General features: G+C 42.5%; 23 protein-coding genes and 1 pseudogene. 9 read left to right on the plus strand and 15 right to left on the minus strand.

Features of this window, described 5'->3' with window-relative positions; translation table 11 throughout:
* Positions 1-278 precede the first annotated feature (278 nt).
* The 9 genes from ACDX78_RS06875 to ACDX78_RS06915 all read left to right on the plus strand — a co-directional run bounded on the left by ACDX78_RS06875 (position 279) and on the right by ACDX78_RS06915 (position 12,499).
* Positions 279-1,271 carry an N-acetylglucosamine kinase gene (locus ACDX78_RS06875; RefSeq protein WP_486026451.1) on the plus strand — a complete coding sequence of 331 codons (993 nt, stop codon included), beginning with the start codon at positions 279-281 and terminating at the stop codon, positions 1,269-1,271.
* Entirely contained in the window at positions 1,258-2,574 is a 1,317-nt protein-coding gene (locus tag ACDX78_RS06880) for a 6-phospho-beta-glucosidase (RefSeq protein ID WP_486026453.1), read from the plus strand. The genes ACDX78_RS06875 and ACDX78_RS06880 overlap by 14 nt, the downstream gene beginning before the upstream one ends.
* A gap of 34 nt (positions 2,575-2,608) precedes the next feature.
* Positions 2,609-3,934 (plus strand): ABC transporter substrate-binding protein, encoded by a 1,326-nt coding sequence (locus ACDX78_RS06885; protein WP_486026455.1) that lies wholly within the window; start codon positions 2,609-2,611, stop codon positions 3,932-3,934.
* 335 nt (positions 3,935-4,269) lie between these two features.
* Positions 4,270-5,175, plus strand: a complete 906-nt coding sequence (locus tag ACDX78_RS06890) for a carbohydrate ABC transporter permease (protein WP_486026456.1) — start codon at positions 4,270-4,272, stop codon at positions 5,173-5,175.
* Position 5,176: 1 nt separating this feature from the next.
* Complete coding sequence (locus tag ACDX78_RS06895; RefSeq protein WP_486026458.1) at positions 5,177-6,013, plus strand: carbohydrate ABC transporter permease; 837 nt, start codon at positions 5,177-5,179, stop codon at positions 6,011-6,013.
* 18 nt (positions 6,014-6,031) lie between these two features.
* Entirely contained in the window at positions 6,032-7,042 is a 1,011-nt protein-coding gene (locus ACDX78_RS06900; protein ID WP_486026460.1) for a hypothetical protein, read from the plus strand.
* 779 nt (positions 7,043-7,821) lie between these two features.
* Positions 7,822-7,974 carry a hypothetical protein gene (locus ACDX78_RS06905; RefSeq protein WP_486026461.1) on the plus strand — a complete coding sequence of 51 codons (153 nt, stop codon included), beginning with the start codon at positions 7,822-7,824 and terminating at the stop codon, positions 7,972-7,974.
* Positions 7,975-8,125: 151 nt separating this feature from the next.
* On the plus strand, positions 8,126-11,659 hold the full coding sequence (gene rpoB / locus ACDX78_RS06910; protein ID WP_486026463.1) for a DNA-directed RNA polymerase subunit beta: 3,534 nt from the start codon (positions 8,126-8,128) through the stop codon (positions 11,657-11,659).
* Positions 11,660-12,328: 669 nt separating this feature from the next.
* On the plus strand, positions 12,329-12,499 hold the full coding sequence (locus tag ACDX78_RS06915) for a hypothetical protein (RefSeq protein WP_486026465.1): 171 nt from the start codon (positions 12,329-12,331) through the stop codon (positions 12,497-12,499).
* A gap of 279 nt (positions 12,500-12,778) precedes the next feature.
* On the opposite strand, the gene mdh is transcribed toward ACDX78_RS06915, so the two are convergent.
* The 15 genes and pseudogenes from mdh to ACDX78_RS06990 form a co-directional block, all read right to left on the minus strand.
* Positions 12,779-13,729, minus strand: a complete 951-nt coding sequence (gene mdh / locus ACDX78_RS06920; RefSeq protein WP_486026466.1) for a malate dehydrogenase — start codon at positions 13,727-13,729, stop codon at positions 12,779-12,781.
* Between the two features lie 115 nt (positions 13,730-13,844).
* A complete protein-coding gene (locus ACDX78_RS06925) occupies positions 13,845-14,123 on the minus strand; it encodes a BMC domain-containing protein (protein WP_164214824.1) in 279 nt (92 codons plus the stop codon).
* 17 nt (positions 14,124-14,140) lie between these two features.
* Positions 14,141-15,664: an aldehyde dehydrogenase family protein gene (locus ACDX78_RS06930; RefSeq protein ID WP_486026469.1), complete on the minus strand. Its 1,524-nt coding sequence runs from the start codon at positions 15,662-15,664 to the stop codon at positions 14,141-14,143.
* 32 nt (positions 15,665-15,696) lie between these two features.
* Positions 15,697-15,903, minus strand: a complete 207-nt coding sequence (locus ACDX78_RS06935; protein ID WP_486026471.1) for a hypothetical protein — start codon at positions 15,901-15,903, stop codon at positions 15,697-15,699.
* A 51-nt stretch (positions 15,904-15,954) separates the two neighbouring features.
* Positions 15,955-16,476 carry a EutP/PduV family microcompartment system protein gene (locus ACDX78_RS06940; protein ID WP_486026473.1) on the minus strand — a complete coding sequence of 174 codons (522 nt, stop codon included), beginning with the start codon at positions 16,474-16,476 and terminating at the stop codon, positions 15,955-15,957.
* Between the two features lie 18 nt (positions 16,477-16,494).
* A complete protein-coding gene (eutS, locus tag ACDX78_RS06945; protein ID WP_486026475.1) occupies positions 16,495-16,836 on the minus strand; it encodes an ethanolamine utilization microcompartment protein EutS in 342 nt (113 codons plus the stop codon).
* 55 nt (positions 16,837-16,891) lie between these two features.
* Positions 16,892-18,001: an ethanolamine utilization protein EutH gene (gene eutH, locus ACDX78_RS06950; protein ID WP_486026477.1), complete on the minus strand. Its 1,110-nt coding sequence runs from the start codon at positions 17,999-18,001 to the stop codon at positions 16,892-16,894.
* Between the two features lie 34 nt (positions 18,002-18,035).
* Positions 18,036-18,302, minus strand: a complete 267-nt coding sequence (locus tag ACDX78_RS06955; RefSeq protein ID WP_486026479.1) for a EutN/CcmL family microcompartment protein — start codon at positions 18,300-18,302, stop codon at positions 18,036-18,038.
* Between the two features lie 242 nt (positions 18,303-18,544).
* Positions 18,545-19,174: pseudogene (eutD, locus tag ACDX78_RS06960) on the minus strand (ethanolamine utilization phosphate acetyltransferase EutD); the annotation flags it as partial.
* Between the two features lie 5 nt (positions 19,175-19,179).
* Positions 19,180-19,965 carry a cobalamin adenosyltransferase gene (locus ACDX78_RS06965; RefSeq protein ID WP_486026481.1) on the minus strand — a complete coding sequence of 262 codons (786 nt, stop codon included), beginning with the start codon at positions 19,963-19,965 and terminating at the stop codon, positions 19,180-19,182.
* Positions 19,966-20,396: 431 nt separating this feature from the next.
* Positions 20,397-20,687 (minus strand): BMC domain-containing protein, encoded by a 291-nt coding sequence (locus ACDX78_RS06970; RefSeq protein ID WP_486026483.1) that lies wholly within the window; start codon positions 20,685-20,687, stop codon positions 20,397-20,399.
* Between the two features lie 113 nt (positions 20,688-20,800).
* On the minus strand, positions 20,801-21,451 hold the full coding sequence (locus tag ACDX78_RS06975; protein WP_486026674.1) for a BMC domain-containing protein: 651 nt from the start codon (positions 21,449-21,451) through the stop codon (positions 20,801-20,803).
* 9 nt (positions 21,452-21,460) lie between these two features.
* Positions 21,461-22,114: an ethanolamine utilization microcompartment protein EutL gene (eutL, locus tag ACDX78_RS06980; protein WP_486026485.1), complete on the minus strand. Its 654-nt coding sequence runs from the start codon at positions 22,112-22,114 to the stop codon at positions 21,461-21,463.
* A 44-nt stretch (positions 22,115-22,158) separates the two neighbouring features.
* Positions 22,159-23,055, minus strand: coding sequence for an ethanolamine ammonia-lyase subunit EutC (gene eutC, locus ACDX78_RS06985; RefSeq protein ID WP_486026487.1), 897 nt, complete (start codon positions 23,053-23,055; stop codon positions 22,159-22,161).
* Between the two features lie 12 nt (positions 23,056-23,067).
* Complete coding sequence (locus tag ACDX78_RS06990) at positions 23,068-24,435, minus strand: ethanolamine ammonia-lyase subunit EutB (RefSeq protein WP_486026489.1); 1,368 nt, start codon at positions 24,433-24,435, stop codon at positions 23,068-23,070.
* Positions 24,436-24,579: the final 144 nt, after the last annotated feature.

The following is a 24,579-nucleotide window of genomic DNA, read 5'->3' on the forward strand; positions in this document are numbered from 1 at the left end:
CAATTTTATTTTCTCAAAAAATCAAATTTGAGAGAGCTGCTTTCCTGTTGTCTTTTTAGAGCAATTTTCATAAGTGTTTTCATACAAATGTTAGTTGAACGAATCGGGCCGTTACTGGCTGTTAGATCTCCCGCTTAGCATTTTCATGTTTCCTTCATTCTTAAAGTGGGAGTCTTACGACGCACAGGACGTGCTAGTGCCGACAAGGCCACAGGACGTGGCGTTTTTGTCGGCCAGCCAGTTAACCGCGATAAAATGATAGAAAGAGGGTGGGAGGAGTGGCTTACTATCTGGCAGTCGATGGAGGAGGAACAAAAACAGTTGCTATTATTACTGACAAAGAAGGAGTCATATTAGGGTTTGGGCTTACAGGAAACTGTAATCATCAAATCAGCCGGGAAGCTGCGGAATTTGAGTTAAAAACAGCAACAGAAGAAGCGCTTAAATCCGCCGGCATAAAACAAAGCATGCTTTTCCGTTCCTGTTTTGGTCTGGCTGGAGCAGACACTGCGAATGACTTTAAAATCATCCATACGATGCTTCAGAATTTAGGCTTTGACAAATACGCTATTTATAATGACGGGTTAATTGCACTGAGGGCAGCTGACCCTGCTTTTGCAGGAATAACAATTATTTGCGGCACTGCGACAAATGCCATCGGCAGGGACAGGGAGGGCAATATTTATCAAGTGGGCGGCTATGGCTATGCATTTGGAGATTTTGGCGGAGGGCATCAATTATCCAAAGAAATCTTCAGGCTGGTCATTCGCAGTACAGAAGGCAGGGAACCTGAAACACTGCTGACGCACCTTGTATTAAATAAACTTGGCTTTAAACATATGAACGCCATGTATGCATACTATCTTATAAATAAAAAGAGTATACCGGTCCATTTAACGCCACTGCTCTTTTCAGCTGCAGAAAAAGGGGATGAGCCCGCCTCTCAATTAATAGAAAGACAGGCGGAGGAGTTGGTTTTATCCACTGCAGCATTAGCTGAAAAAATGAAGCTGTCTTCAGCGTCATTCAGCCTTGTGCTCGCGGGCAGTGTCCTGACAAAGTCCAAAAATGATCTGATGTATCGTGCATTTTTATCTAAGCTAGGCAAAACAAATTTGAATGCAAAGGTGAAACTATTAAAAGTGGAACCGGTCATCGGTTCAAGTTTATTGGCTATTGGGGACGTTGTCGATGAAGAAAAAGTGAGGCAGAACCTGATTCAATCTCTTCCATCTGTAACGAAAGGCAGTGATGCAGATGAACAAAACTAAAATCACCGTAATTGGAAGCGGCTCTTCCTACACCCCCGAATTAATAGAAGGGTTCATATCCAATGCCTCCCTTCTCTCATTGGAAGAAGTATGGCTATGTGATATTGAAGAAGGAAAAGAAAAAATGGATATAATTCATCACTTGACGAATAGAATGGTTAATAAGACTGGTCGTCCCTTTAAAGTTTACTCTACTTTAGATAGAAGAAAAGCCATCGAAAATGCTGATTATGTCATTACACAAATTCGTGTTGGCCAACTGGAGATGAGAAAACAGGACGAGTATATTCCAAGTAAGCATGGTCTGATCGGCCAGGAAACAACTGGAGCCGGAGGTTTTATGAAAGCACTCCGGACGATTCCCGTGATGCTGGATATATGCCGGGATATGGAAGATCTGGCACCGGAAGCATGGCTGCTTAATTTCACCAATCCGGCAGGCATCGTAACTGAAGCAATTTTAAGGTACAGCAATGTGAAAACGGTAGGACTTTGCAATAATCCTATTAACTTTCACAAAAAATTTGCTGAATACTATGACGTGTCCATGGACGCCGTAAGTATAGACTTTGCGGGAATTAATCATTTGAATTGGATTGTTGATTTTTTTATCAATGGCGAATCGAAATTACAAGACGTTTTATCAGGCAGGAAAATGACCTATCAGGCAGAAAATATTCCTGCATTTAATTGGGACCCAGGGTTTCTGCAAAGTCTTGGAGCTATCCCATCCGGATACCATCGATATTATTACCAGACAGACAGGATATTGAAACAGCAAAAGGAACATTTTGAAAAAGGAACCACAAGGGCGGACGAGGTAATGAAGCTTGAAAAAGAGCTGTTTCAGATATATGCCGACCCTAGATTAGCAGAAAAACCGAAATTGCTGGAAAAAAGAGGAGGTGCTTTTTATTCCGAGGCTGCCGTAAATTTAATTACATCCATCCATTTGAACTCAGGAAGCATTCACACTTTAAATGTAAGCAATAACGGGGCAATTACTTGCTTGCCTGATGCGGCATGTGTGGAAGTGAATTGCGTGGTGGAAAAAAATCGGGTTATTCCTTTGCAGGTAGATGATCAAAACATTTCCCCGCAAATAAGAGGGCTTTTGCAGGTCGTAAATGCCTATGAAGAACTGACGGTGGAAGCTGCTGTCCATGGAGACAGGGGCAAAGCCATTCAAGCCTTAACAATTCACCCGCTCGTTGGGGCATTCGAGGTCGCGGACAGGTTACTGGACGACTTACTTGCAGCAAACCAGCTTTATTTGAAGAAATTTCAAGTAGAGCGGTATTAATCTAGATGATTATAAATAAAGGAGGCATACATGTATGAAGAAATCATTAGCCTTTCTGTTTATGGCAAGCTTATTCGTTTTTACTGCTTGTGGCAACGATGAAGATGCTGGGTCTGAAACAGAAAATGATACTGACGAAACCACGGGGGCTGGCGGAAATGAGGAAGTCACATTGGATATTTTCAGTTGGAGAAGCGGTGATACAGAGGAATTTGATGAAATAATAGCAGCTTTTAACGAAGCATACCCGGATATCCATATCAATTTTGACCCTACTACAGCACCGGAGTATGATTCAGCATTAAATACGCAGCTGAGTACAGACACAGCGGCGGATATTTTCTTTGTAAGGCCTTTTTCCCTTGGCGAGAATATATACGATGCCGGGCACCTGGAAGTGCTAACGGAAGCGGATATTGAAAATCTCGCGGCAGTGGATGACATCCAGAAAGATATTTACACTTCTGGTGAGACAGATGAGTTATATGCCATGCCATTTAATTTTGTATCCTATGGTTTCCTTTATAACAAAACGATGTTTGAGGAAAATGGCTGGGATGAACCAGAAACATGGGATGAATTCTATGCCCTCTTGGAAGATATTAATCAGGAAGGTATAACACCATTAGCACTTGGCACGGCAGATGATTGGGTGATAGATGAGATTGTCGGGAGCGGATTTTATCCGAGCTTTGTCGGCGGGGAAGAATGGAGAGAAGGATTACTTGCTGGAGAAAATAGTTTAACAGATACAGCGTATGTTGATTTTCTTGATAATCTTGTTCAATGGGCGGACTATATGCCGGAAAACATGGAAGGACTTGGTTATGTAGACGCTTTGCAAATATTCATGGCGGAAAATGCTGCCATTTGGGTAACCGGTTCCTGGGCACTGACTGACCTTGATCAGGATGAAATCACGTTTGACATTGATATGTTCGCATCTCCTGTAGAAAACAGCGGTGATCAAAAATGGATCGGCTTTAACGGCGGTGCCGGGCTTGGCATTAATGCTGGGTCGGAACATCAGGAGGAAGCAAGAATTTTTCTGAACTGGCTGATGAGTGAGGATGCCCAAGCATTAACTCTCAATCTGCTTCCGGGTCAATTTCCGCCAGGTGATATTCCATTGGATCAAATTGAAGATCCTACAAACAGAAAATGGCTGGAAGCTGGCGGAGAGAATGATGAGAATTACGCTGTCGGACTCGCTTTTGAAGGCTTAAACGCCGGGGATCCAACGATGGGTACACTGCAGATGGAAAATATTTCTCAACTTTTACAAGGGGCATTAAGCCCGGAAGAAGCTGCAGAAAATATGCAGGAAGGGTTATCTTCCTGGTATGAACCTTTTCAGTAAATTTGTACGTGGCTGGGACAAAACAATTTTAGTTATCAAAAATCCGAATATCCTTAAAATTGCGCTTAAAATCCGCTCCGGAAATATACTTCGCTTTCCGCTGGCGGCTGGTTAGCCTCCTTGCCCCGACAAGGGGTATGCCGACGTTGCCCGCAAAGGGCGGTTTTAGTCGGCCTTCATTATTGTCGCACTGTGGGGTCTCACCGATGCCTTTCCTCCCGCAGGACGTCTACGTATATTCCCGGAGCTAACTTGGTGGATTATTTATATTTTCAATGCTTACTCAGCGTTCTGTCCCAGTCTCAAAGGATAACCAGATGAAAGGGGGAAGCACCGTGAAATTCAAGAAGAAGTTATTATGGTTTATTTTGCCAGCATTCTTAATTTACTCAGGGTTTATGCTCATTCCCCTTATTTTGTCGATGAGAGTATCTTTTTATGAATTTTCCGGGATCGGAGACATGACTTTTATAGGTTTTGATAACTTCTATCGGTTGCTTTTTGAATCCCCGTATAATGAGCGTTTTTTTAATGCAGTAGGAAATACATTTGAATTTTTTGCGTATACGATGGTTTTTCAAAATGTAACAGCGCTTCTATTGGCGCTTGCTCTGACGCGAGGTTTGAAACTGACCGGCTTTTTTCGAACGGTGATCTTTATTCCTGTCACATTATCATTATTGATGATCGGTTTTGTATGGTCCATCATGCTTAACCCGAATATTGGTGTTGTTAATGAAATTTTAAGTGCGGTTGGCTTGGAAAACTGGACACGTGCCTGGTTAGGTTCTGAAAGTTTAGCGCTGCCAACAGTTGCGCTCGTAAATGCATGGCAGTATACAGGTTTGATGGTGATGTTATTTGTCGCAGGTATCCAGGGCATTCCGGAAGAACAGTTTGAATCTGCCAAAATTGACGGGGCCAACGCTTGGCAAGTTTTTAAAGGTGTTATTTTACCGCCTTTGGTGCCGGTTATTGGCATCGTTACCATCATGACGTATATGGGTGTATTCAATCAATTTGACCTTGTTTATTCGATGGTTGGTTCCACCGGGGGACCGAACTATGCTGTGGATGTATTGGGTACATTTTTCTACCGGACCGCATTTGGCGGAGCGGGTGGTCAAATGCCGCAAATGGGACTCGGCGCCACCATTGCCACCATGACTTTCCTGTTTATCGCCTTTGCGATTGGCGCGTTTTTGTATCTGTCCTATGTAAGAAAGAAGGGGGAAAACTGATATGGTGAAAGGAAAAAAGGACAGACTATTGGATTTGTTTGCCTATCTCTTTCTAATCATTGCAGCCATTGTAGTGGTCTACCCCTTGTTTGTTATGATCATCACTTCCTTGAAAACAAATATGGAAGTACTCGTTAACCCGTTTGGATTACCAACTGAACTTAATTTTGAGGGTTATAAATATGTGTTTCAGACTGGAAACTTTCCGATATTTTTTCGGAACAGCATTTTTATTACCCTTGTTTCATTGTTTATTCTTCTGGTCGTAACGGTGATGGCTAGCTATCCTTTATCAAGGTTCTCCTTTTTTGGAAACCGGATAATATATTTCTACTTTATCATTGGAGCCATGCTTCCAACCAGATTAGCTACAGTGAATCTTTATCAGGTTGTAAATGGATTAGGATTGTTCGACACGCTTTGGGCTTTAATATTGATTTACATTGCGATGACGATTCCTATATCCGTATTTATCATCGCAGGATTTATGGCGGAATTGCCTAGGGAATTGGAGGAATCCGCCCATATTGACGGCGCCTCTGACAGTCGGATTTTATTTTCGATATGGGTACCATTACTTCGGCCGGCACTTGCAACAGTAGCGATATTTAATTTTATACCTATTTGGAATGAATTCTTCTTCCCGCTGATTTTTATTAGCAGTGAGAATTTAAAACCATTGCCACTTGGGTTGGCTACATTTTTTGGACAGTATCAGTCTGACTGGCCAACAGCTTTTGCGGCACTGACGATTGCCATTTTACCGCCGCTGATTTTTTATTTAATTGCTTCAAAACACTTTATCAAGGGATTAACAGCCGGGGCTTTGAAAGGCTGACTTTAGGAGGCAAAAGAAATGGTAACGATGGGTGCAAGTTATTTTGGCAACCGTATGATTCAGCATGTGGAAAAGGATTTGGAAGAGCTGAAGGAAAAAGGATTCACTGATATTTTGCATACTGTCTCTGAGAATGATCTGAAATTTTACCGGGACACAATGAAAGACATTATTCAGCTTTCCAAAAGTATGGGATTTACTGTAACCGTAAGTCCCTGGTCCATTGGTTTGGTATTTGGCGGTGAAGCTTTTTCGGAGTTTCATATTCATCATCCAGAAGCATGTCAGGTAACACAGGAAGGGAAAAGGCTGCCACAAGCTTGTTTTAATCATCCGGATTTCCGCAGATTTATGAAGGAATGGGTAGATGCGGTCAATGAAATGGGTGCTGATTACATTCTTTGGGATGAGCCGCATTGGGCAGGTCAGGGCGGCTGGTATTTTATTGAAGATTATGAATGGACTTGCTGGTGTGAGGCTTGCCGGGCTTCGTTCGGGAAATGGTACGATTATGATATGCCTATAGAGTGGAATAAGGATATCGAAAATTTTCGCAAGGATGTAATGATTAATTTTCTGGATGAGTTATCCGGGTATGCGCTTGGGCTGAAGGTGAGAAATATTGTATGCTTTTTTCCAAACAGGAAAAGGCTGATCGTTCCGCCGGAGTGGGAAAAGGCTGCGGGTCTTGAGGCCGTGGAAATATTTGCAACTGATCCTTATTGGGTAGGATCGAATTATGCAGCAGAGGATTTCGTGAATTTTTATGTAAAAGCAGCCGTGGACATTGCGGAGAGAACCGGAACAAAACCACAATTATATATTCAGAATTTCCGTATTGAAGATGGAAATGAAGGAGATGTTAAAAAAGCTGTAGAAACAGGATGGAATAATGGGATAAAAGATTTTTATGCATGGGGATTTAATAGTTGTGCACATATGTCTTTTTTGCGGAGTGACAATCCGGAAGCTACTTTTGCGGCTTATTATGAGACAGTTTTGGACAAGGCTGGTCGGAATGAGATTTAAATATAACGTTAGCCAGGGGAAGGAAAGTAAATACGGGGCAACAAGATACTTTAGCATCATAAGCAAGCAAATATCCGTCGCTTCATTTTCACTTTCAGATACAAGCAAATATATTATTTATTAAATAAGTCCCTAAAATCAAGAGGATAACATAAAACATTTCCCGTCAAGAGATCTCATTATGCTTGTCTCCCTTGATGGTTTCCATACGATATAATTCCATGAAGGTTATTGAAATGAAGAAATGTTTCTGTGCCGATCGTAAAAAATACATTGTATAAATGCATTGATTGTTATTAAAAACTATGATAAATTAATATAGATACACCCAAAATTTATTAATTTTATATACAGGTATCCTATTTTAAATTATATAACATTCGGTCCTTTTTGTCAACACTTATTTTTAATATTTTTGGGAGGGTTTAGTACGTTAGTACAAAGGAAAGAATATTGCAGAAGTAGTAATAATCAGCTAAACAGGTGAATGAATTGGTTTAGTGCTGAATTAATAGGAAGGTGATAAACCTGAAAAACACGGAACGATATGAGCCAATTAAATTCCTGGAAGGGAGGAGGTTCTATTTAAGGTCAAAAAAGAATGAAGATTTGGATTTTTCCATACTACTCTTTGGGCTAAGGGAGGCAGAAAACTAACAGGAAGCCAGACCGTATTTAGTCATTTAGGAGTTCAAAATTGATTTGAGAACATATCAACATACATTAGCAGGATCGATTTCATCATATGTTTGCAAGAAAATAACCAGCCTATTGGGGAAATGGCTATGTTGCATATCGGCCATCAAAATGCTGTTGTTCGTATTCCTGTATTCGATCCTGAATTCTGGGGAAGTGGGTATGACATCGAAGCGTGTGTGCTGAAGATTAGAGAAAGAAGTGCCACAGGAATCGAAAACTGCAACCGAAATTAGCTTTTCAGCAATATGCTAAAAATATTTTAGTATTATGTACAACTTATGCTGTCGACATTAGCAGTTAGCGATTATCCAGATTTTTAATATTACTTCCACATTAAACAGATATTAACATCTGTGAAAATATTTGATTTAAGGGGTGAAGCAGTTGACAGGTCAACTAGTTCAGTATGGGCGACACCGCCAACGCCGGAGCTATGCACGTATTAATGAAGTGTTAGAATTACCTAACCTAATCGAGATTCAAACCGCTTCTTATGGATGGTTTTTAGAAGAGGGTTTAAGAGAGATGTTTCAGGACATCTCCCCAATTGAAGACTTTACAGGAAATCTATCACTTGAATTTGTGGATTATAGCTTGGGTGATCCGAAATATCCTGTAGACGAAGCAAAAGAAAGAGACGTGACATACAATGCTCCCCTTCGAGTGAAGATTCGTTTAATTAATAATGAAACCGGAGAAGTAAAGGAACAAGAAGTGTTTATGGGTGACTTCCCATTAATGACAGACACAGGAACATTTATTATCAATGGAGCAGAGCGTGTTATTGTATCACAGCTAGTGCGTTCACCAAGTGTCTACTATAACGAAAAAATCGATAAAAATGGAAAAAGAGGGGTTACCGCAACTGTAATTCCAAACCGTGGTGCATGGCTGGAATTTGAAACAGATGCGAAAGATGTCGTTCATGTCCGGATCGACCGAACACGCAAGCTTCCGATCACTGTGCTTTTGCGTGCGCTTGGATTCGGGACAGATCAGGAAATTATCGATTTGATCGGAGATAATGAATACCTTAAGAACACGCTTGAAAAAGATAATACGGAAACCACTGAAAAAGCGCTGCTGGAAATCTATGGACGGCTGCGCCCGGGAGAACCTCCAACAGTTGGAAATGCTAAAAGCTTATTGGTATCCCGCTTTTTCGACCCAAAACGTTACGACCTGGCACATGTCGGTCGTTATAAAATAAATAAAAAGCTGCATATCAAAAACCGTCTGTTCAATCAGGTTCTGGCTGAAACAATTGCCGATCCTGACACTGGTGAAGTTCTAGCAGAAAAGGGCGATAAGCTTGAACGTAAATTGCTGAACAAACTGATCCCTTATTTAGATAAAGAAGAAAAGCTTGGCGAAAAGCTGCTTGAACCTCACGGCGGGGTTCTTGACGATGAAATTTCTCTTCAATCTATTAAAATTACAGATCCAACTGATTCAAGCGGCAAGCGGGAGCTTAATATCATCGGCAATGGAAATGTTGAAAAAAGCATCAAGAACATAACACCTGCTGATGTTTTATCAGCAATCAGCTACTTTTTTAACCTATTGCATCGAGTTGGGAATACGGATGATATCGACCACCTTGGAAACCGCAGAATCCGTTCTGTCGGGGAATTATTGCAAAATCAATTCCGTATCGGTCTGTCGCGTATGGAACGTGTTGTGCGTGAAAGAATGTCCATACAGGATACTTCCAGTGTTACACCACAGCAATTGATCAATATTCGTCCTGTGACTGCTTCAATCAAGGAGTTCTTTGGAAGCTCACAGCTGTCTACATTTATGGATCAGACGAACCCGCTGGCAGAGCTGACAAATAAACGCCGTCTGTCTGCACTCGGGCCTGGCGGTTTGACCCGTGAGCGTGCTGGGTTTGAAGTGCGTGACGTTCACTACTCACACTACGGCCGTATGTGCCCGATCGAAACGCCGGAGGGTCCGAACATCGGTTTGATCAACTCCCTATCCAGTTATGCACGAGTGAATAAATTTGGTTTTATTGAATCACCATATCGGCGTGTTGACCCTGAGACCGGAAAAGTAACGAATACATTCGATTATCTCACAGCGGATGAACAAGATAATTATATCGTTGCACAGGCAAATTCACAGTTAGATGATGATAACTTCTTTGTAAATGAGGAAGTAATAGCCCGTTTCCGTGAAGATAACATCATTGTATCTCGCGATAGAATCGATTATATGGACGTATCACCAAAGCAGGTAGTATCCGCTGCGACTGCATGTATTCCATTCTTGGAAAATGATGACTCCAACCGTGCGCTAATGGGAGCAAACATGCAACGCCAGGCAGTTCCTTTGATGAATCCAAAGGCACCGATCGTCGGAACAGGTATGGAGTATGTAAATGGGAAAGATTCTGGTGCGGCTGTTATTTGCCGTCATGATGGAATTGTAGAACGTGTGGATGCGAAAACCGTTATTGTACGTCGTATTTCTGAGGTGAATGGCAAAGAACTAGAAGGCGATGTGGATCGTTACGGTTTACAAAAATACAAACGCTCCAACCAAGGTACTTGTTATAATCAGCGTCCGATTGTTTCAAGAGGAGACCGTGTAACAAAAGGAGAGGTTCTTGCTGATGGTCCTTCTATGGATGACGGCGAATTAGCATTAGGTCAAAACGTTCTTGTAGCCTTTATGACTTGGGAAGGTTATAACTACGAAGATGCCATTATTATGAGTGAGCGTCTTGTAAAAGATGATGTATATACTTCCATTCATATTGAAGAATTTGAATCGGAATCTCGTGATACAAAACTTGGACCAGAAGAAATTACCAGAGATATTCCTAATATTGGGGAAGATGCACTTAAAAACCTTGATGAACAAGGGATTATCCGAGTCGGTGCAGAAGTAACGGACAGTGATATTCTTGTAGGAAAAGTAACACCGAAAGGAATGACGGAGCTATCAGCAGAAGAGCGCTTATTACATTCGATTTTCGGTGAGAAAGCACGTGAAGTAAGAGATACATCCTTACGTGTTCCTCATGGCGGTGATGGCATTGTCTCAGATGTGAAAATCTTTAATCGTGAAGATGGCGATGAGTTATCACCAGGTGTGAATCAGCTTGTTCGTGTATATATCGTTCAAAAACGTAAGATTAACGAAGGAGATAAAATGGCAGGCCGTCACGGTAACAAAGGGGTTATCTCCAAGATTTTACCGGAAGAGGATATGCCATTCTTGCCAGACGGTACACCTATCGATATTATGTTGAACCCATTAGGGGTACCATCACGTATGAACATCGGACAGGTGTTTGAGCTGCATTTAGGAATGGCTGCCAGACAGCTCGGGCTGTATGTAGCAAGTCCGGTATTTGATGGAGCAACAGAGGAAGATGTTTGGGAAACTCTTGATGAAGCCGGCATGCCAAGAGATGCGAAAAGTGTTCTTTATGATGGCCGCTCAGGAGAAGCTTTTGACAACCGTATATCTGTAGGTGTCATGTATATGATTAAGCTTGCACATATGGTTGACGATAAACTGCACGCTCGTTCAACGGGACCATACTCTCTCGTAACACAGCAGCCGCTCGGTGGCAAAGCACAATTTGGCGGACAGCGTTTTGGTGAGATGGAAGTTTGGGCGTTAGAAGCATATGGTGCTGCCTATACACTCCAAGAAATCTTAACTGTTAAATCAGATGATACAGTTGGACGTGTGGAGACATATGAAGCAATCGTGAAAGGTGATAATTTACCAGAACCAGGTGTTCCTGAATCATTTAAAGTACTCATTAAAGAGCTTCAAAGTCTTGGCATGGATGTGAAGATGCTCTCCAGCGATGAAGAGGAAATCGACATGCGTGAGTTGGAAAAGGAAGAGATCCAGCAGGCAAACAGGCTTCATTTAGAAGTGGAAGAAAACTAAAGATTGTTTAGCAGCGGCAATAGATTCGGTGAACATTCATGCCGCAGTCATTTAAAAAGTTACGAGAACAAGGGAAAGCTATAATGTACGATTAATCCCTGAGGGACCCCTTTTCAATATAACTTCACGTTTTTTTAGTGAAGAACTGGGCGCGACTGCTTAGTCAGCAATTGCGCTCAGCATAAGGCTTCTTCATGGTTAAATATACTATAATAATAGTGGGGATTTATTTGATGCTTACTTTACTTTTTGTCATTTGTATTTTCAGCCCATTTTGTGACTGCAGGGACAATTAATTCGCTAAACTAACGCTATTCGGTGCGTTCTTAGGTCCAATTTTGTTTCCAATATCAAGGGTAATTCCAGGGCTGCTTGTGGGGTTTTTATAGGATTTGAGCTGGAAGTAAATGACAAGGAATTTAATTTTATAAATATTTTGGTTCATGAACAAAGTACGGGAAAGTGATCATCACAACCAGCCCCAAACTGGGATTTTACAGGTATTTATAAAACTAATTTCCCATGAATTGTGATTGACCCAATATTTTTACTGATAACTCCGCATTTAATATCTTGCCAACGAATGGGTCTACAGTAAATTTGTCCGCAGCAGTATATGGGCTGCGGGTGCTTAGATTTAAAAAACATGAAGGGAAACATAGACGCCTAATGGATTGGATGATTCCGATTATTCAGAGGTTGACACAGACAGAGCGTGTAGTTTTCGTCATTCGTGAGGCACTTGGCTTCAATTATCCTGAAATTGCCGAAGCGAGAGACGAATTGCGCAAACTGATGAGCCGGGCAAGATGGGAATATCCGAGGAGGAGACGGTCGTAGCTGAAGCGGTCGAATTGGAATGGTTTACCTGAACAGTTACAATCCATAGCATCCTGGCCAGTAATTTTAACAGGATGGGGGGAAATCGGTGGATCTATTTTGAATGATTAAGAGCGTTTTTTTAGAGCATCTCTGAAACAGGGTTATGCTATTTGATATATTATTGATGATTTTTCACCTTTCATATACTCGAGAACGTCTAGCAGGGAAAGGATTCCCGAAGTTTAAAAGCAAGCAAAGATATTAAAATATCCTTGCTTGCTTTTTGTTTACTAATTTTTATTCATTCAAACCTAGCTTACTGATCACATTCTTCACATCTTCAGCCGAACGATTCAGCTGCTGCTGCTCGTCATCAGTCAGTGGAAGTTCGATTACACTTTCTATACCATTTGCGCCAAGTATAGTAGGAACGCCTAAATAAATATTTTGATATCCGTATTCGCCTTCCAAATACGCAATGGACGGCAGGATACGTTTCTTATCATAGACAATTGCTTCTGCCATTTCTACCAGAGAAGCAGCTGGGGCGTAATAGGCGCTGCCGTTACCTAGCAGGTTAACGATTTCTCCCCCGCCTTTTCTGGTGCGCTCTACAATAGCATCCACTTTTTCCTTAGGCAGCAAATTGCTGATCGGAATGCCGCCTGCGTTGGAATAGCGAATCAATGGTACCATGCTGTCTCCGTGTCCGCCAAGTACAAATCCGGTCACATCTTGTGGTGCCACATTCAATTCTTCTGCTACAAAAGTATTGAAGCGAGCTGTATCAAGTACACCGGATTGCCCGATCACCCGATTTTTAGGGAAACCGGTTGTTTTAAAGCATGTATAAGTCATGGCGTCCACCGGGTTGCTTAAAACAAGAATATAGCTGTCCGGCGCATATTTTACAATATTTTTCGATACATCTGCCATGATACCGGAATTGATAGCCACAAGGTCATCACGGCTCATGCCGGGTTTTCTGGCTACACCTGCTGTGATAATCACCATGTCTGCGTTTTTAATTTCTGCGTAATCAGAAGTTCCCTTTACATGCCCGTTGAATTTTTCCACGGGGCCTGCCTCCAGCATATCAAGTGCTTTTCCTTTTGTCGGGTTTTCTTGATCTGGTATATCAACCAGTACAACGTCACCCATTTCCTTTTGTGCGAGCAGGAAAGCTGTTGTTGTTCCTGTAAACCCTGCTCCGATTACTGCAAATTTCCTTCTTTTAAATATGGACATCCTTTAATCTCCTCCTTGATTCTTGACCGGGGGCAAAGTAATGCCGCCCCGGCCTTTCATCCAAGATTTCTTTTACCAGCGGAGAGGACCCCGCCTTTTTTAAAAAATCACTTTATTACTCGGGAAGGATGCTGCCCAATTCATTATGAGGACGAGGGATCACATGAACGGAAACCAGTTCTCCGACACGGCGCGCTGCTTCACTGCCTGCTTCAGTAGCTGCTTTCACTGCACCTACATCACCGCTAACAAGGACAGTTACCAGTCCTGCTCCAATTTGCTCTTTTCCGATTAGATTAACATTTGCTGCCTTTACCATTGCGTCTGCAGCCTCAATTGAACCTACCAATCCTTTTGTTTCCACCATTCCTAATGCACCATTTACGTTTGCCATTTAAAATTCCTCCTTCATTATTTGTTTTGATATTCCCTTAATACTTGTTTTACAAGCGATTCTATTTTATCTGTATCAATCGATTCACTATTTCCTGCGTCTGAGTTAAGGAACGCATCTTTTACCATACTATTCAGGTTGTTAACTTGGCCTGAGCTAACTCCGCCGCTTCCCGGTTTCGGTACTTCAACATCCTTAATCGCATGGGCTACTCTTTTCACATTAAACATATGACGGGCAGTGATATTGTCAGAGCTGATATTTCCGCCATAAGCACCACAGCCTAGGGTCATGGAAGGTGCTAGTGCAGTTGTTGCTCCTACTGCGCCAATCGAGGAGAGTGTGTTTACAAGCACACGGGAAACAGGCATTGCTGCGCCAAACTCCTCTACCACTTTGTCATCATTGGTATGCAGTGCAAAGCTGTGGCCTCTTCCGCCAAGATTTAACAATTCGAGACTCCTTGCTTTAGCCTCATCCTGGCTGCCTGCTGTATACATTGCAAACACGGGAGCAAGTTTTTCCAAGGAGAATGGAACTTCTTTACCAACTTGGTCTTCTTCAGCGATAAGCAGTCTAGTGTCTGCAGGAACGCTGATACCGGCCATTTCTGCAATGGTTACTGCTGCTTTGCCTACAATGTCAGGATTAATTTTCCCAGGTGCCGGAGAAATTAACTTCTCCATCTTTTCTTTTTCTTCTTGGTTTAGTATATAAGAGCCGTTATTTTTTAATTCCCGTACTGCTGTGTCTTTAACACTTCTATCTACTACTATTGCTTGTTCTGTTGCACAAATCGTACCATTATCAAATGTTTTACTATCTACTATCATTTTTACTGATTTTTTCACATCAGCTGTTTTTTCAATATATACAGGAACATTTCCCGGACCAACACCATAAGCCGGTTTTCCGGAGCTGTATGCGGCTTTTACCAATCCGCCTCCCCCTGTAGATAGAATCAGATTCACATCTCTATGGGTCATCAGCTGGTTGGTTGCTTCCATGCTCGGTTCTGTGATCCAGCCGATCAGTCCGTCCGGTGCACCTGCATCAATAGCTGCCTGTCTACAAACTTTTAATGTTTCCACGGTACATCTTTTCGCACGCGGATGCGGACTTACCACTATGGCATTTCCCGCCTTTAGGGAAATCAGTGTTTTAAACATAGCGGTCGATGTCGGGTTGGTCGTTGGAATAATAGCTGCAACAACACCGAATGGATAAGCGATTTCCTTTACTTTATTGGTGGTATCTTCATGGATGACGCCGATTGTCTTTTCATTTTTAATGGAGTTGTACACATCCATGGAACCAACATGATTTTTCATCACTTTATGTTCCACTACACCCATGCCCGTTTCCTCAACTGCCAGCTTGGCTAATTCCTGTGATTTGCTGTATGCAGCTTTTGCTACAGCTTCTATAATGGAGTCTATCTTCCATTGGGAAAATGTCATGAACTCTTCCTGTGCTTCTTTTGCTTTCTGTACTGAATCTCTCATTTCCTGTACGGAAAGTAAATCTTTGTCTAATTTCAAGGGACATACTCCTTTCTTTCATCAAAAGTTACTTAAATATAGGGAGAAATGGTTACGGATCTTTCCATATTTCCCGGTGCTTCTTCCTTTACATGTGCCATTACAACAGGATCTGGCAGTGGACTTTCATGTGGCCACATTTTCACAGCTTTCTGTTCAGGATATAATCCGTTTTCCTTCATATCTTCAAGTGTGGATATGACCATCCTTGTTACCTTTTCCACAAATTCCCTGTCCATGACTACACCTCCAACTTCTCTGTTACGCTAGGGGAGCCCCTATCGTAAAAATCAATTTCTGATTGTTTCATGGAAAATGATGTGCTCGGATTTGTTATTCTCAGCGTATGCCTTCATTTCTTTCATAGAGTTTAGTTGGGCCAGATCATGAATCATGCCAACTCCTTGCCCCGTGTAGGCTGAGGTGATGACAATCGGCCCTGTTACCATTGCTTTTTTCAATAACTTGACGGCACGGTCAATGTTCGCATTTTCATGCTCTGCTTTGGTGACTGCACCAATAGCCAATTTGTTAAGACCTGAGCTGAAGCCAGGTGCAAATATCGATTTTTCATTGGTGGCATCCTGGACAAATATAACATGGGTGATTTCCATGGACGTTGCCATAATGCTCCTGTAATGTAATGGATTTTCCGTATATTCCCCTGGCGTGTCAACAATCCAGTCATCATATATTAAGGATTGGGTTTTTATTTTCTTGGATTTTTGATCTTTTCCGAGCAAGGCATCTGTTAGCGTTGTTTTCCCTGCATCGATTCCTCCAAGCATCATGGCCCGGTTTTTTGTTTGCAAAACAAGTCCCCCAATCTATTAGGATTTAGTTATATTTGCTGGGGTAAATGCAAGCACATCTTCTAAAAAGCGGTTTACTTCACTAAGGGCTGTTTCCACTTCAGATACACTGCCAACAAGAACCAGGCTTCCGGTAAAACGATCCAAAAATCCGATATCGACGTTTGCCGCCTTTGTCGCACGATCCCCGGCAATAATCACCGATTCACTCGGTGTTAAGGTGAGAATACCGAGTGCACCTGCCTGCTGTACACCAAGCTTTTCAAACATATCTTCATCCGGGTTTGCGATCAAATGGCTCAGTGTAATCTGTTTTCCGGGGACAAATTCCTGTATAAACCGCTGCTTGTCTTCCTTCATACGTTCATCCCTACTTTCCCTAGTTGGGCTTTTCTTTTCGTGTTCCCATTCCCAATTAAGAACTAGCTGCAGCTTTTTTATCTTGTTTTCCTAATATCATATTTGCGATAATGATCGCTATAAATATGGCAAATATACCACCGGCGAGCTTACCGACAATCATCGGGAAAATCATTTCTCTGGCTACACCTGCTGCAAATCCCAAATGGTCACCAAGCACAAAAGCTGCCGGTACGGAAAAGGCCACGTTAATAATTTTTCCACGGTTATCCATATCCTTCATCAGGTTAAACATGGCAATATTATTTGCAAGTGTTGCTACCATTCCAGCTGCCGCAATTTCGTTCATTCCGAGAAGTTTACCAACTTGCATTAAAGGTTTTTTAAATACTCTTGTGATCACTTCAACCATAACAAAGGCACCAGCTAAAACGATCGCAATACTTCCTACAACTTCTATACCTTCCGAGAGTGGGGCGATTCCCGGTATAACAGTAAGCCCTGTCAGCACATCAATAATACCTATGGCCAGACCCGCAGTCGCTACGATAACGACACCATGACCAAAGATCGTAAAGCCTCTAATCATTCTTTCAGGAATTTTCCATAATCCCAAAATAACAAGTGCAGCCAAAATAAATATTGGGATTAAATTCATAATAACCATACCAAAGGAATAGCCTGCAACTAATCCACCGATGATAGCGCCAACAGGTATCGCGATAAACCCTGCCAGCATTCCTGTAGCAAGAAAACGCTGATCTTCTTTTCTAATAATCCCGAGTGATACAGGAATGGAGAATACAATCGTAGCCCCCATCATCGCTCCCAGTATTACGCCTGAAAACATGGCGGCGTCATTATTAAGTGCCATTTCCTGAGCCAGCTGCAATCCTCCCATATCAATTGCTAACAAGCTGCCGGCAAACATGGCCGGATCTGCTCCAAGGAAAGTATAAATTGGAACGATGACCGGACTGAGTACGTCAGCAATTACTGGTGCCATAACGATAATACCGATCATGGCTAGTGCCAGAGAACCCATTGCCATTAAACCCTCATCAAAGTGCTGGCCAAGTCCGAACTTATTTTTAAACATTTTATCTATTGCGCCTACAATCATAAATATGACCATAATGTAAATTACTATCTCATTTATTCCCATACCTTTTCCTCCTAGTCCTGAAAGATGAAAATACTCATTCCTCCTTGATATCTACTGAATCAACGACTCCGACAATGACGGAATCAATTGGAATTCTCTCCTTGCCAAAAGCCGTTCTGGCGCTGCTTCCTTTAGTTACAAGCACGGTATCCCCGACACCGGCACTTGCCAAATCACCAGCTACGAATGAATCCTTTAAATCCTTCGTGTATTTTGGCCTCACAACCAGGAGCTTCAGGCCATTTAGTTTTTCATCCTTGCGTGTAGCCCAAACTGAGCCAATCACATCGCCGATTATCATTATTTATTCTCCTCGCATCGCAGTATTTCAAATTTATGCTTACGAACATAGTCTTTAGCAAGAGGGGTAACGATGCTGCCAGTTGGGATTGTTATTCTCGTTATTTTTTGTAAGAGCAGTTTTTGCAAATCACTTTCCGTAATGATTTTTTGGTTAAGTTCGGTCATCTCTCCCCGCTTGGGTTCCGTTATAGTACGTCGGATTGTTTCTTCTCCGCGGCTGTAGTCGGATTGGTTTCCGGGTGATTTCTTTATTATTTTTCCAAGCACACCTTTTTTAAAACCGCATGCGTTTGCTTCATCAAAATCAATATGCATGTATGTCTTGTAGTTTGGATGGATGCGAATAACCACCTCATCGAAAGTCAGTGATCGGTCCCCGAATATCTTCACCTGAACAATTTCTTTATTGTCTACATGAAGTTTTTCTGCGTCTTCAGGTGAAACATGAATATGCCGTTTCGCTACAATTAATCCTGTATCCAATTCCAATTGACGGCCGTTATGGATCAGGGTGACACCTGGTGTTCCTTCTATGTCTCCACTTTCCCTGACAGGAATTTGTTTTCCTAAAGTGACCGCATCTGTTAATGATACTTCCACTTGGGATGCCTTTCGTTCAGGCCCCAGTATAATCACATTTTCAAATTTCCCTTTAGGGCCGGCAACCGTAATTCGTTCTTTACAGGCAAATTGACCTGGCTGGGAGAGCTCTTTTCCTTTTGTCAGCTGGTATCCTTCTCCAAACAAATAGTCAATGGCTTCTCTGCTTAGATGAACATGCCTGCCGGATGCCTCTACTTCTACAAAAGATTCTTCCAGCATGACTTTTTTCACTGTGTTCGTTATCGTTTCTGTAAGAAGCTGATTCAAGCCCCTCACCCCCTTTTCTCTGTTGTGTACTGACCTGCCCTGTATTTCAACATCAAACAATAGCAAAGGGAGGACAGTCTGTTTAATGCCAAAATGATATCGTCCCGCTCTGTTGATCCGTCTTCCTTTTTAAATGTTTGATAAGCTGTCAGTTCTGTTTCCCTGACAGCGGTACGTATCGCGTTTAAAACAACGATTCCCGCCCCCATTTGAAAATCCGGTGTAAAATGTCCATCGTTAAAATATTTCTCGGGATGATGAGACATGTCGCGGACTTCCTTTTCATCCATATTTAACAGCCGAAATTCGCCAAGCTCTTTTTCCAGTACTTCAGCACGCAGGATGTGACGGACAAATGTCAGCACCTCCGACAAATCATCAACCAGACTGTCGTGGCTGCTCTTTGATATTGTCCACTGTGCTTCAATAATCTTCGCCTCCAGTGAATCAAGTTTTCCGCGAAAGATGATGCGCTGATGATCCTTGTAAACGAGCTGATTGGAATGAAGGGCTGTCATGTGCTCCGGTTTCTCATCCAGGTATCCACCTTGTACTACACGGTATTTCATTGCAGTAGTACTGGCTTGTAGCTGGTCATAATTGATAACTTCAACTGTTTGATTTTCCGCTTTTTTATTATTTTCTATAAACTCAACATCAATTCTTTTTTCCTGAAGATAGCTTTTCGCAGAAGGGGTTAATATCGTACCTTTAGGAAGCTGTAAGACAGGTCCATTTAATTGTTCATTCAAAAACCGGCTCCGCAATATGCTTTCTGTCAGCACTGCCATTGCTTCACTTCCTTTTCCTTGCGCTCCAAAAAAACTGAGATAAAAACTTTAGTCAAAATAATTCCTAATCCCTATACTTGAGCTAATAACTCGCTCCGGAAATATACTTCGCTTTCATCACGGGCACAAGTGCAACATCTCTCAAACTCCCTTTGGTCGTTTTCAGCGTGTCTTCTTTGCCGCGGGCTGCTGGTGAGCCTCCTTGCCCCAACAAGGGGTATGCCGACGTTGCCCGCAAAGTGCGGGTTTAGTCGGCCTTCATTATTAAAGCAATCTGGGGGCTCACCGATGCCTTTTCTCCCGCAAATCTTTGCGGTGGGGCGAGCATTTAGCGCAGCCCCAGGAGTCTCCGTATATTTACGGAGCTAGTATTGTGGATTGTTCTTCAGTCGAATATAGTTATAACTCAGCCTTACTTATCACCTATGATGTTACTCTGCGTCACTTTGCTGTTTTGGCAAAATGGCTCCAACTTCAGTATGCGGACGTGGGATGACGTGTACGGAAATCAGTTCACCTACACGGTCTGCTGCCGCTGCTCCTGCATCTGTAGCTGCTTTGACTGCACCTACATCTCCGCTCACAAGCACCGTTACAAGCCCTGCGCCAATCTGTTCTTTACCCATCAAAGTAACGTTTGCTGCTTTCACCATTGCGTCTGCTGCTTCTATTGAACCTACTAACCCTTTTGTTTCTACCATTCCCAATGCGTTTGTTGCCATGATAAATTCCTCCTTAAAATAGTTATAAATTTTATATTAATACCAAGTTCAAAGCTTTCTTCAAAAATATCCAAGAATCCGGCCATTTTTGTATGAAGAGCAAGATTTAAGTCTTACCCTTTCACATCATTGTCATATAATGCTTCGTCTTCAATCAGACTGCTGACCAGTTCTGCTTTCCTTGCATACTTAATATTCCTTGTATTATCATCCATCGCTTTTCTTTCCCGGACGAGCTGTCGCAATTTGCCAACCGTCATCTTTTCCAGATCTTCGCGGGAAGGCACCGGAGCTTCCTGAACTTGATCAGATGCATGTGACGGTGTTGCTTCTTCCTTGTGATCTGCATCCTGTGATTCAGCTAGGTCCACAATTTCACGGTCAGTCTCGCTTACCGAGTGTTCCTTCTCATCTTCCGCTTGTTCCTCCGGCAGCTTTTTTGGTTCAGCTGGTGCATGATCCTGCTCAGATGCGTCCTGATCTGATTGATGCCTCGGTGACTTTTCAATTAACTGATGTGTTTCCATATGCATTCTTGGTATGACATGGCTGGAAATCAATGTACCAAATGACCTCACTGACTCAGCACCTGCCTCTACAGCAGCTTTCACTGCTGCTACATCGCCGACTAATTGAACGGTGACGTAGCCACCTTTGATTATCTCGACGTCAATTAATTTGACATCTGCCGCCTTTAAAGCTGTGTCTGCCACTACAATGGAACTGAGATAACTTTTATTTTCGATTAATCCAAGTGCTTCCATATGCTTCACCTAGTAGCCCTTCGGATTATCTGCAACATAGTTTACGGCATCAGCAAAAGCATCACAGGCTGCTTTAGCGGCTGATTGGCTGCCTGTCAGCAAGGCCCCACCGTAGTTTGTTTCAGAAGGCGGCCCATAAAATGTAACAAGCTTTACATCTGCAGCTTTTAATGCTGCGTCCAGGGCATACATAGCTTCGATCGGCGGTGCAATCAGATAAGCCAGTGCTTCCCCTTCTCGAATATTTGCCTCTTTGGAAAGAAAAGTACCTGTCCGTGAAATGAGATGGGCAAAATAATTAATGGAATCATCCTCATTTGCACTTACAAAAAACGCATCATTTTCTATATAGCTGATCGCTGCATCAAGCCCGCTTCTAACCTCTTCCGGGTTATAGCCTGCCAGCACACCGATTACTTCACCGGTAAGCTTTGTCGTTGCGTTATCCGCACCTGCATACATTGATTCGGCATATACCACTTCAACGTCTGCTTTCTTTGTAGCTTCATCCAGGGCTGCAAAGACCACATCATCCACATCGCCGGTGATAATGCCTAAGCTTCTTTGGTTAGGATTAAGCTTGAATTCCTTTGCCAAATCTGGACTGGCATTAGAAATTAGTTTCACGCCCAGTACTTCAGCGTAGATTCGATCATGCTTCATCGTCTTTCCTCCATTCTTTTACATTCCATATTTAAAGCCTTATCTTAAGCCTTATTTAAATCAAGACCTGAAGCTTTCTTGTCTATCATCCTTTTAATCAGCTCTGCAATATGCGCCCCTGCTTCCACTGCAGGAGTACCTCCCTGATGAATATTGGAAATTACTGTACGCCTTGCTTCCGGCATATCCACTGTTGGCTTGTATGCGATGTAAGCACTCATGGATTCAGCCGTCACAAGACCTGGTCTTTCTCCGATAAGCAGGCAAACTACGTCCGCATTGATTAGCTCGCCGATGACATCCATGGCCGGGACACGGCAGTGTTTTATAAATAAGTCATTTTCCACATCAATACCATTTACTTTCAAACCCTGTTTAATTGCCGGAAGGGTATCTTCCAAGTTCGCTTCAATAGCAGCTGAACTCAGTCCGTCTCCTACAACGATCTGCACTTTAGGATTCCCGCAATGCTTTTTGATTTTTTCCTTCTCTTCATCGGAGAATTGTCTTCCTAAGTCAGGGCGGGTGATATATTCATCTTTATCCTTACACACCGTTGCGGTCGAAATCAGGTTATTTTTTCCCACAAAATCTTCATCCACATAAGAGAATACTGCATCCTGTGCCGCTGCATGGTCCGCTTTGAATCTTAGTGAGGTTGAAGTCATATACCGCGGTCCTGCATGCCAGACGCCGATCCTTGCCGGTGTCTTTTCCTTCATCTCCATATAGCCTTCTTTATCATAAGGGTCCGGGACAAGCAGATCCTTTCTGATTTCCACTTCAGAAATATCCGGAACGGTTATTTCCGAATCGCTGTTAGAAGCTTGTGCCTGACTGTTTCCGACTGCTTCACTTTTTTGTGTTTCGGATGAATTTCCTTCAACCATTTCATATAAGATGTTTTCTATCAGTGATTTCAATTCTCTTTCATTTACCATATTGTCTCCTCCTTACACTAAGAATAATGAAGCGTCACCTGCTTTTTTCGTAAGCCGGCTTTTGTTATCCAATACCTCCATTTTCTGCAGCCATTCATCATATTCCTTAATCGGTCTTAACCCGGTCAGTTCACGCAATGACTGCGCTTCGTGATATCCAAGGCTTTGATAGTTTAGCATGACATCATCCGCATGAGGTGCTGTGATCAGGAAGTTAACACCTGCCTGTGTCAATAAAACTCCCAGGTTTTCCATATCATCCTGGTCTGCTTTCATGTGGTTTGTATAACAAACGTCCACTCCCATGGAAACTCCGGACAGTTTACCCATGAAATGGTCCTCTAAACCAGCACGGGTCACTTGTTTCGCGTCATATAAGTACTCTGGTCCGATAAAGCCAACAACAGTATTTACAAGGAATGGCTCATATTTTTTAGCAAACCCGTAGCAGCGGGCCTCCAGTGTCAGTTGATCTACGCCGAGATGTGCATTGGAGGAAAGTTCCGCACCCTGGCCGGTTTCAAAATACATGACATTCGGGCCTGCGGCAGTTCCTTGGCGTAATGCAAGGTCGTTCGCTTCGGCAATCAGATCGCCGCTGATACCAAAAGCGGTGTTTCCTTTTTCTGATCCCGCAATGGATTGGAATATCAGATCCGCTGGCGCTCCCTGTCTGATCGCTTCCATTTGTGTGGTCACATGTGCCAGCACACTGGTTTGGGTTGGTATATTGAATTTATTTTTAACCTCATCCAGTTTCTTAAACATTCGGATCACACTTTCCACCGTGTCATCCACCGGGTTCAACCCAATAACTGCATCGCCCGCGCCGTAGGATAAACCTTCTAAAATAGAGGCTACAATTCCTTCTTCATTGTCGCTGGGATGGTTTGGCTGTAAACGTGTAGAGAGTGTGCCTTCCAAACCAATCGTTGTATTGCAGTGTGCTAACACGGTAATTTTCTTTGCGCCATAAATTAAGTCAAGATTGGACATCAGCTTGGCAACAGCTGCCACCATTTCCGAGGTTAATCCACGGGAAATTCTTCTGACATCATTTCCTGATGTATCCGAATCAAGGATTTTCTCCCTCAGTTTTTCAACAGTCCAATGCTTTACCTCGCTATAAATTTTTTCATTTACGTTATCCTGGATAATACGGGTAACTTCATCTGATTCATAAGGGATTGCCGGATTATTCCACAGATCCTCCAAGGTGAGGTCTGCCAAAACCACTTTTGCCGCTACACGCTCTTCCGCAGATTCTGCAGCAATCCCGGCCATAATATCACCGGATTTCTCCTCATTTGCTTTTGCCATGACTTCATTGACTGAATTGAATTGGTATGTTCGTCCAAATAACGTTGTGCTTAATATCATGAAAATCCTCCTTTTAGAAAACTGGTTGTCACCACGCCTTTGATGACAGCCTTAGCACTGCAAGATTATGCCACTAAAGGCCCTTGCTCTCATTAAGTTAAGATAATGTAAAAGCTTTCTTAAACTGCCAAAAAAATAAAACAA

Source organism: Virgibacillus oceani (assembly GCF_041521345.1).
In the GTDB taxonomy this organism is placed as follows: domain Bacteria; phylum Bacillota; class Bacilli; order Bacillales; family Amphibacillaceae; genus Virgibacillus_N; species Virgibacillus_N oceani_A.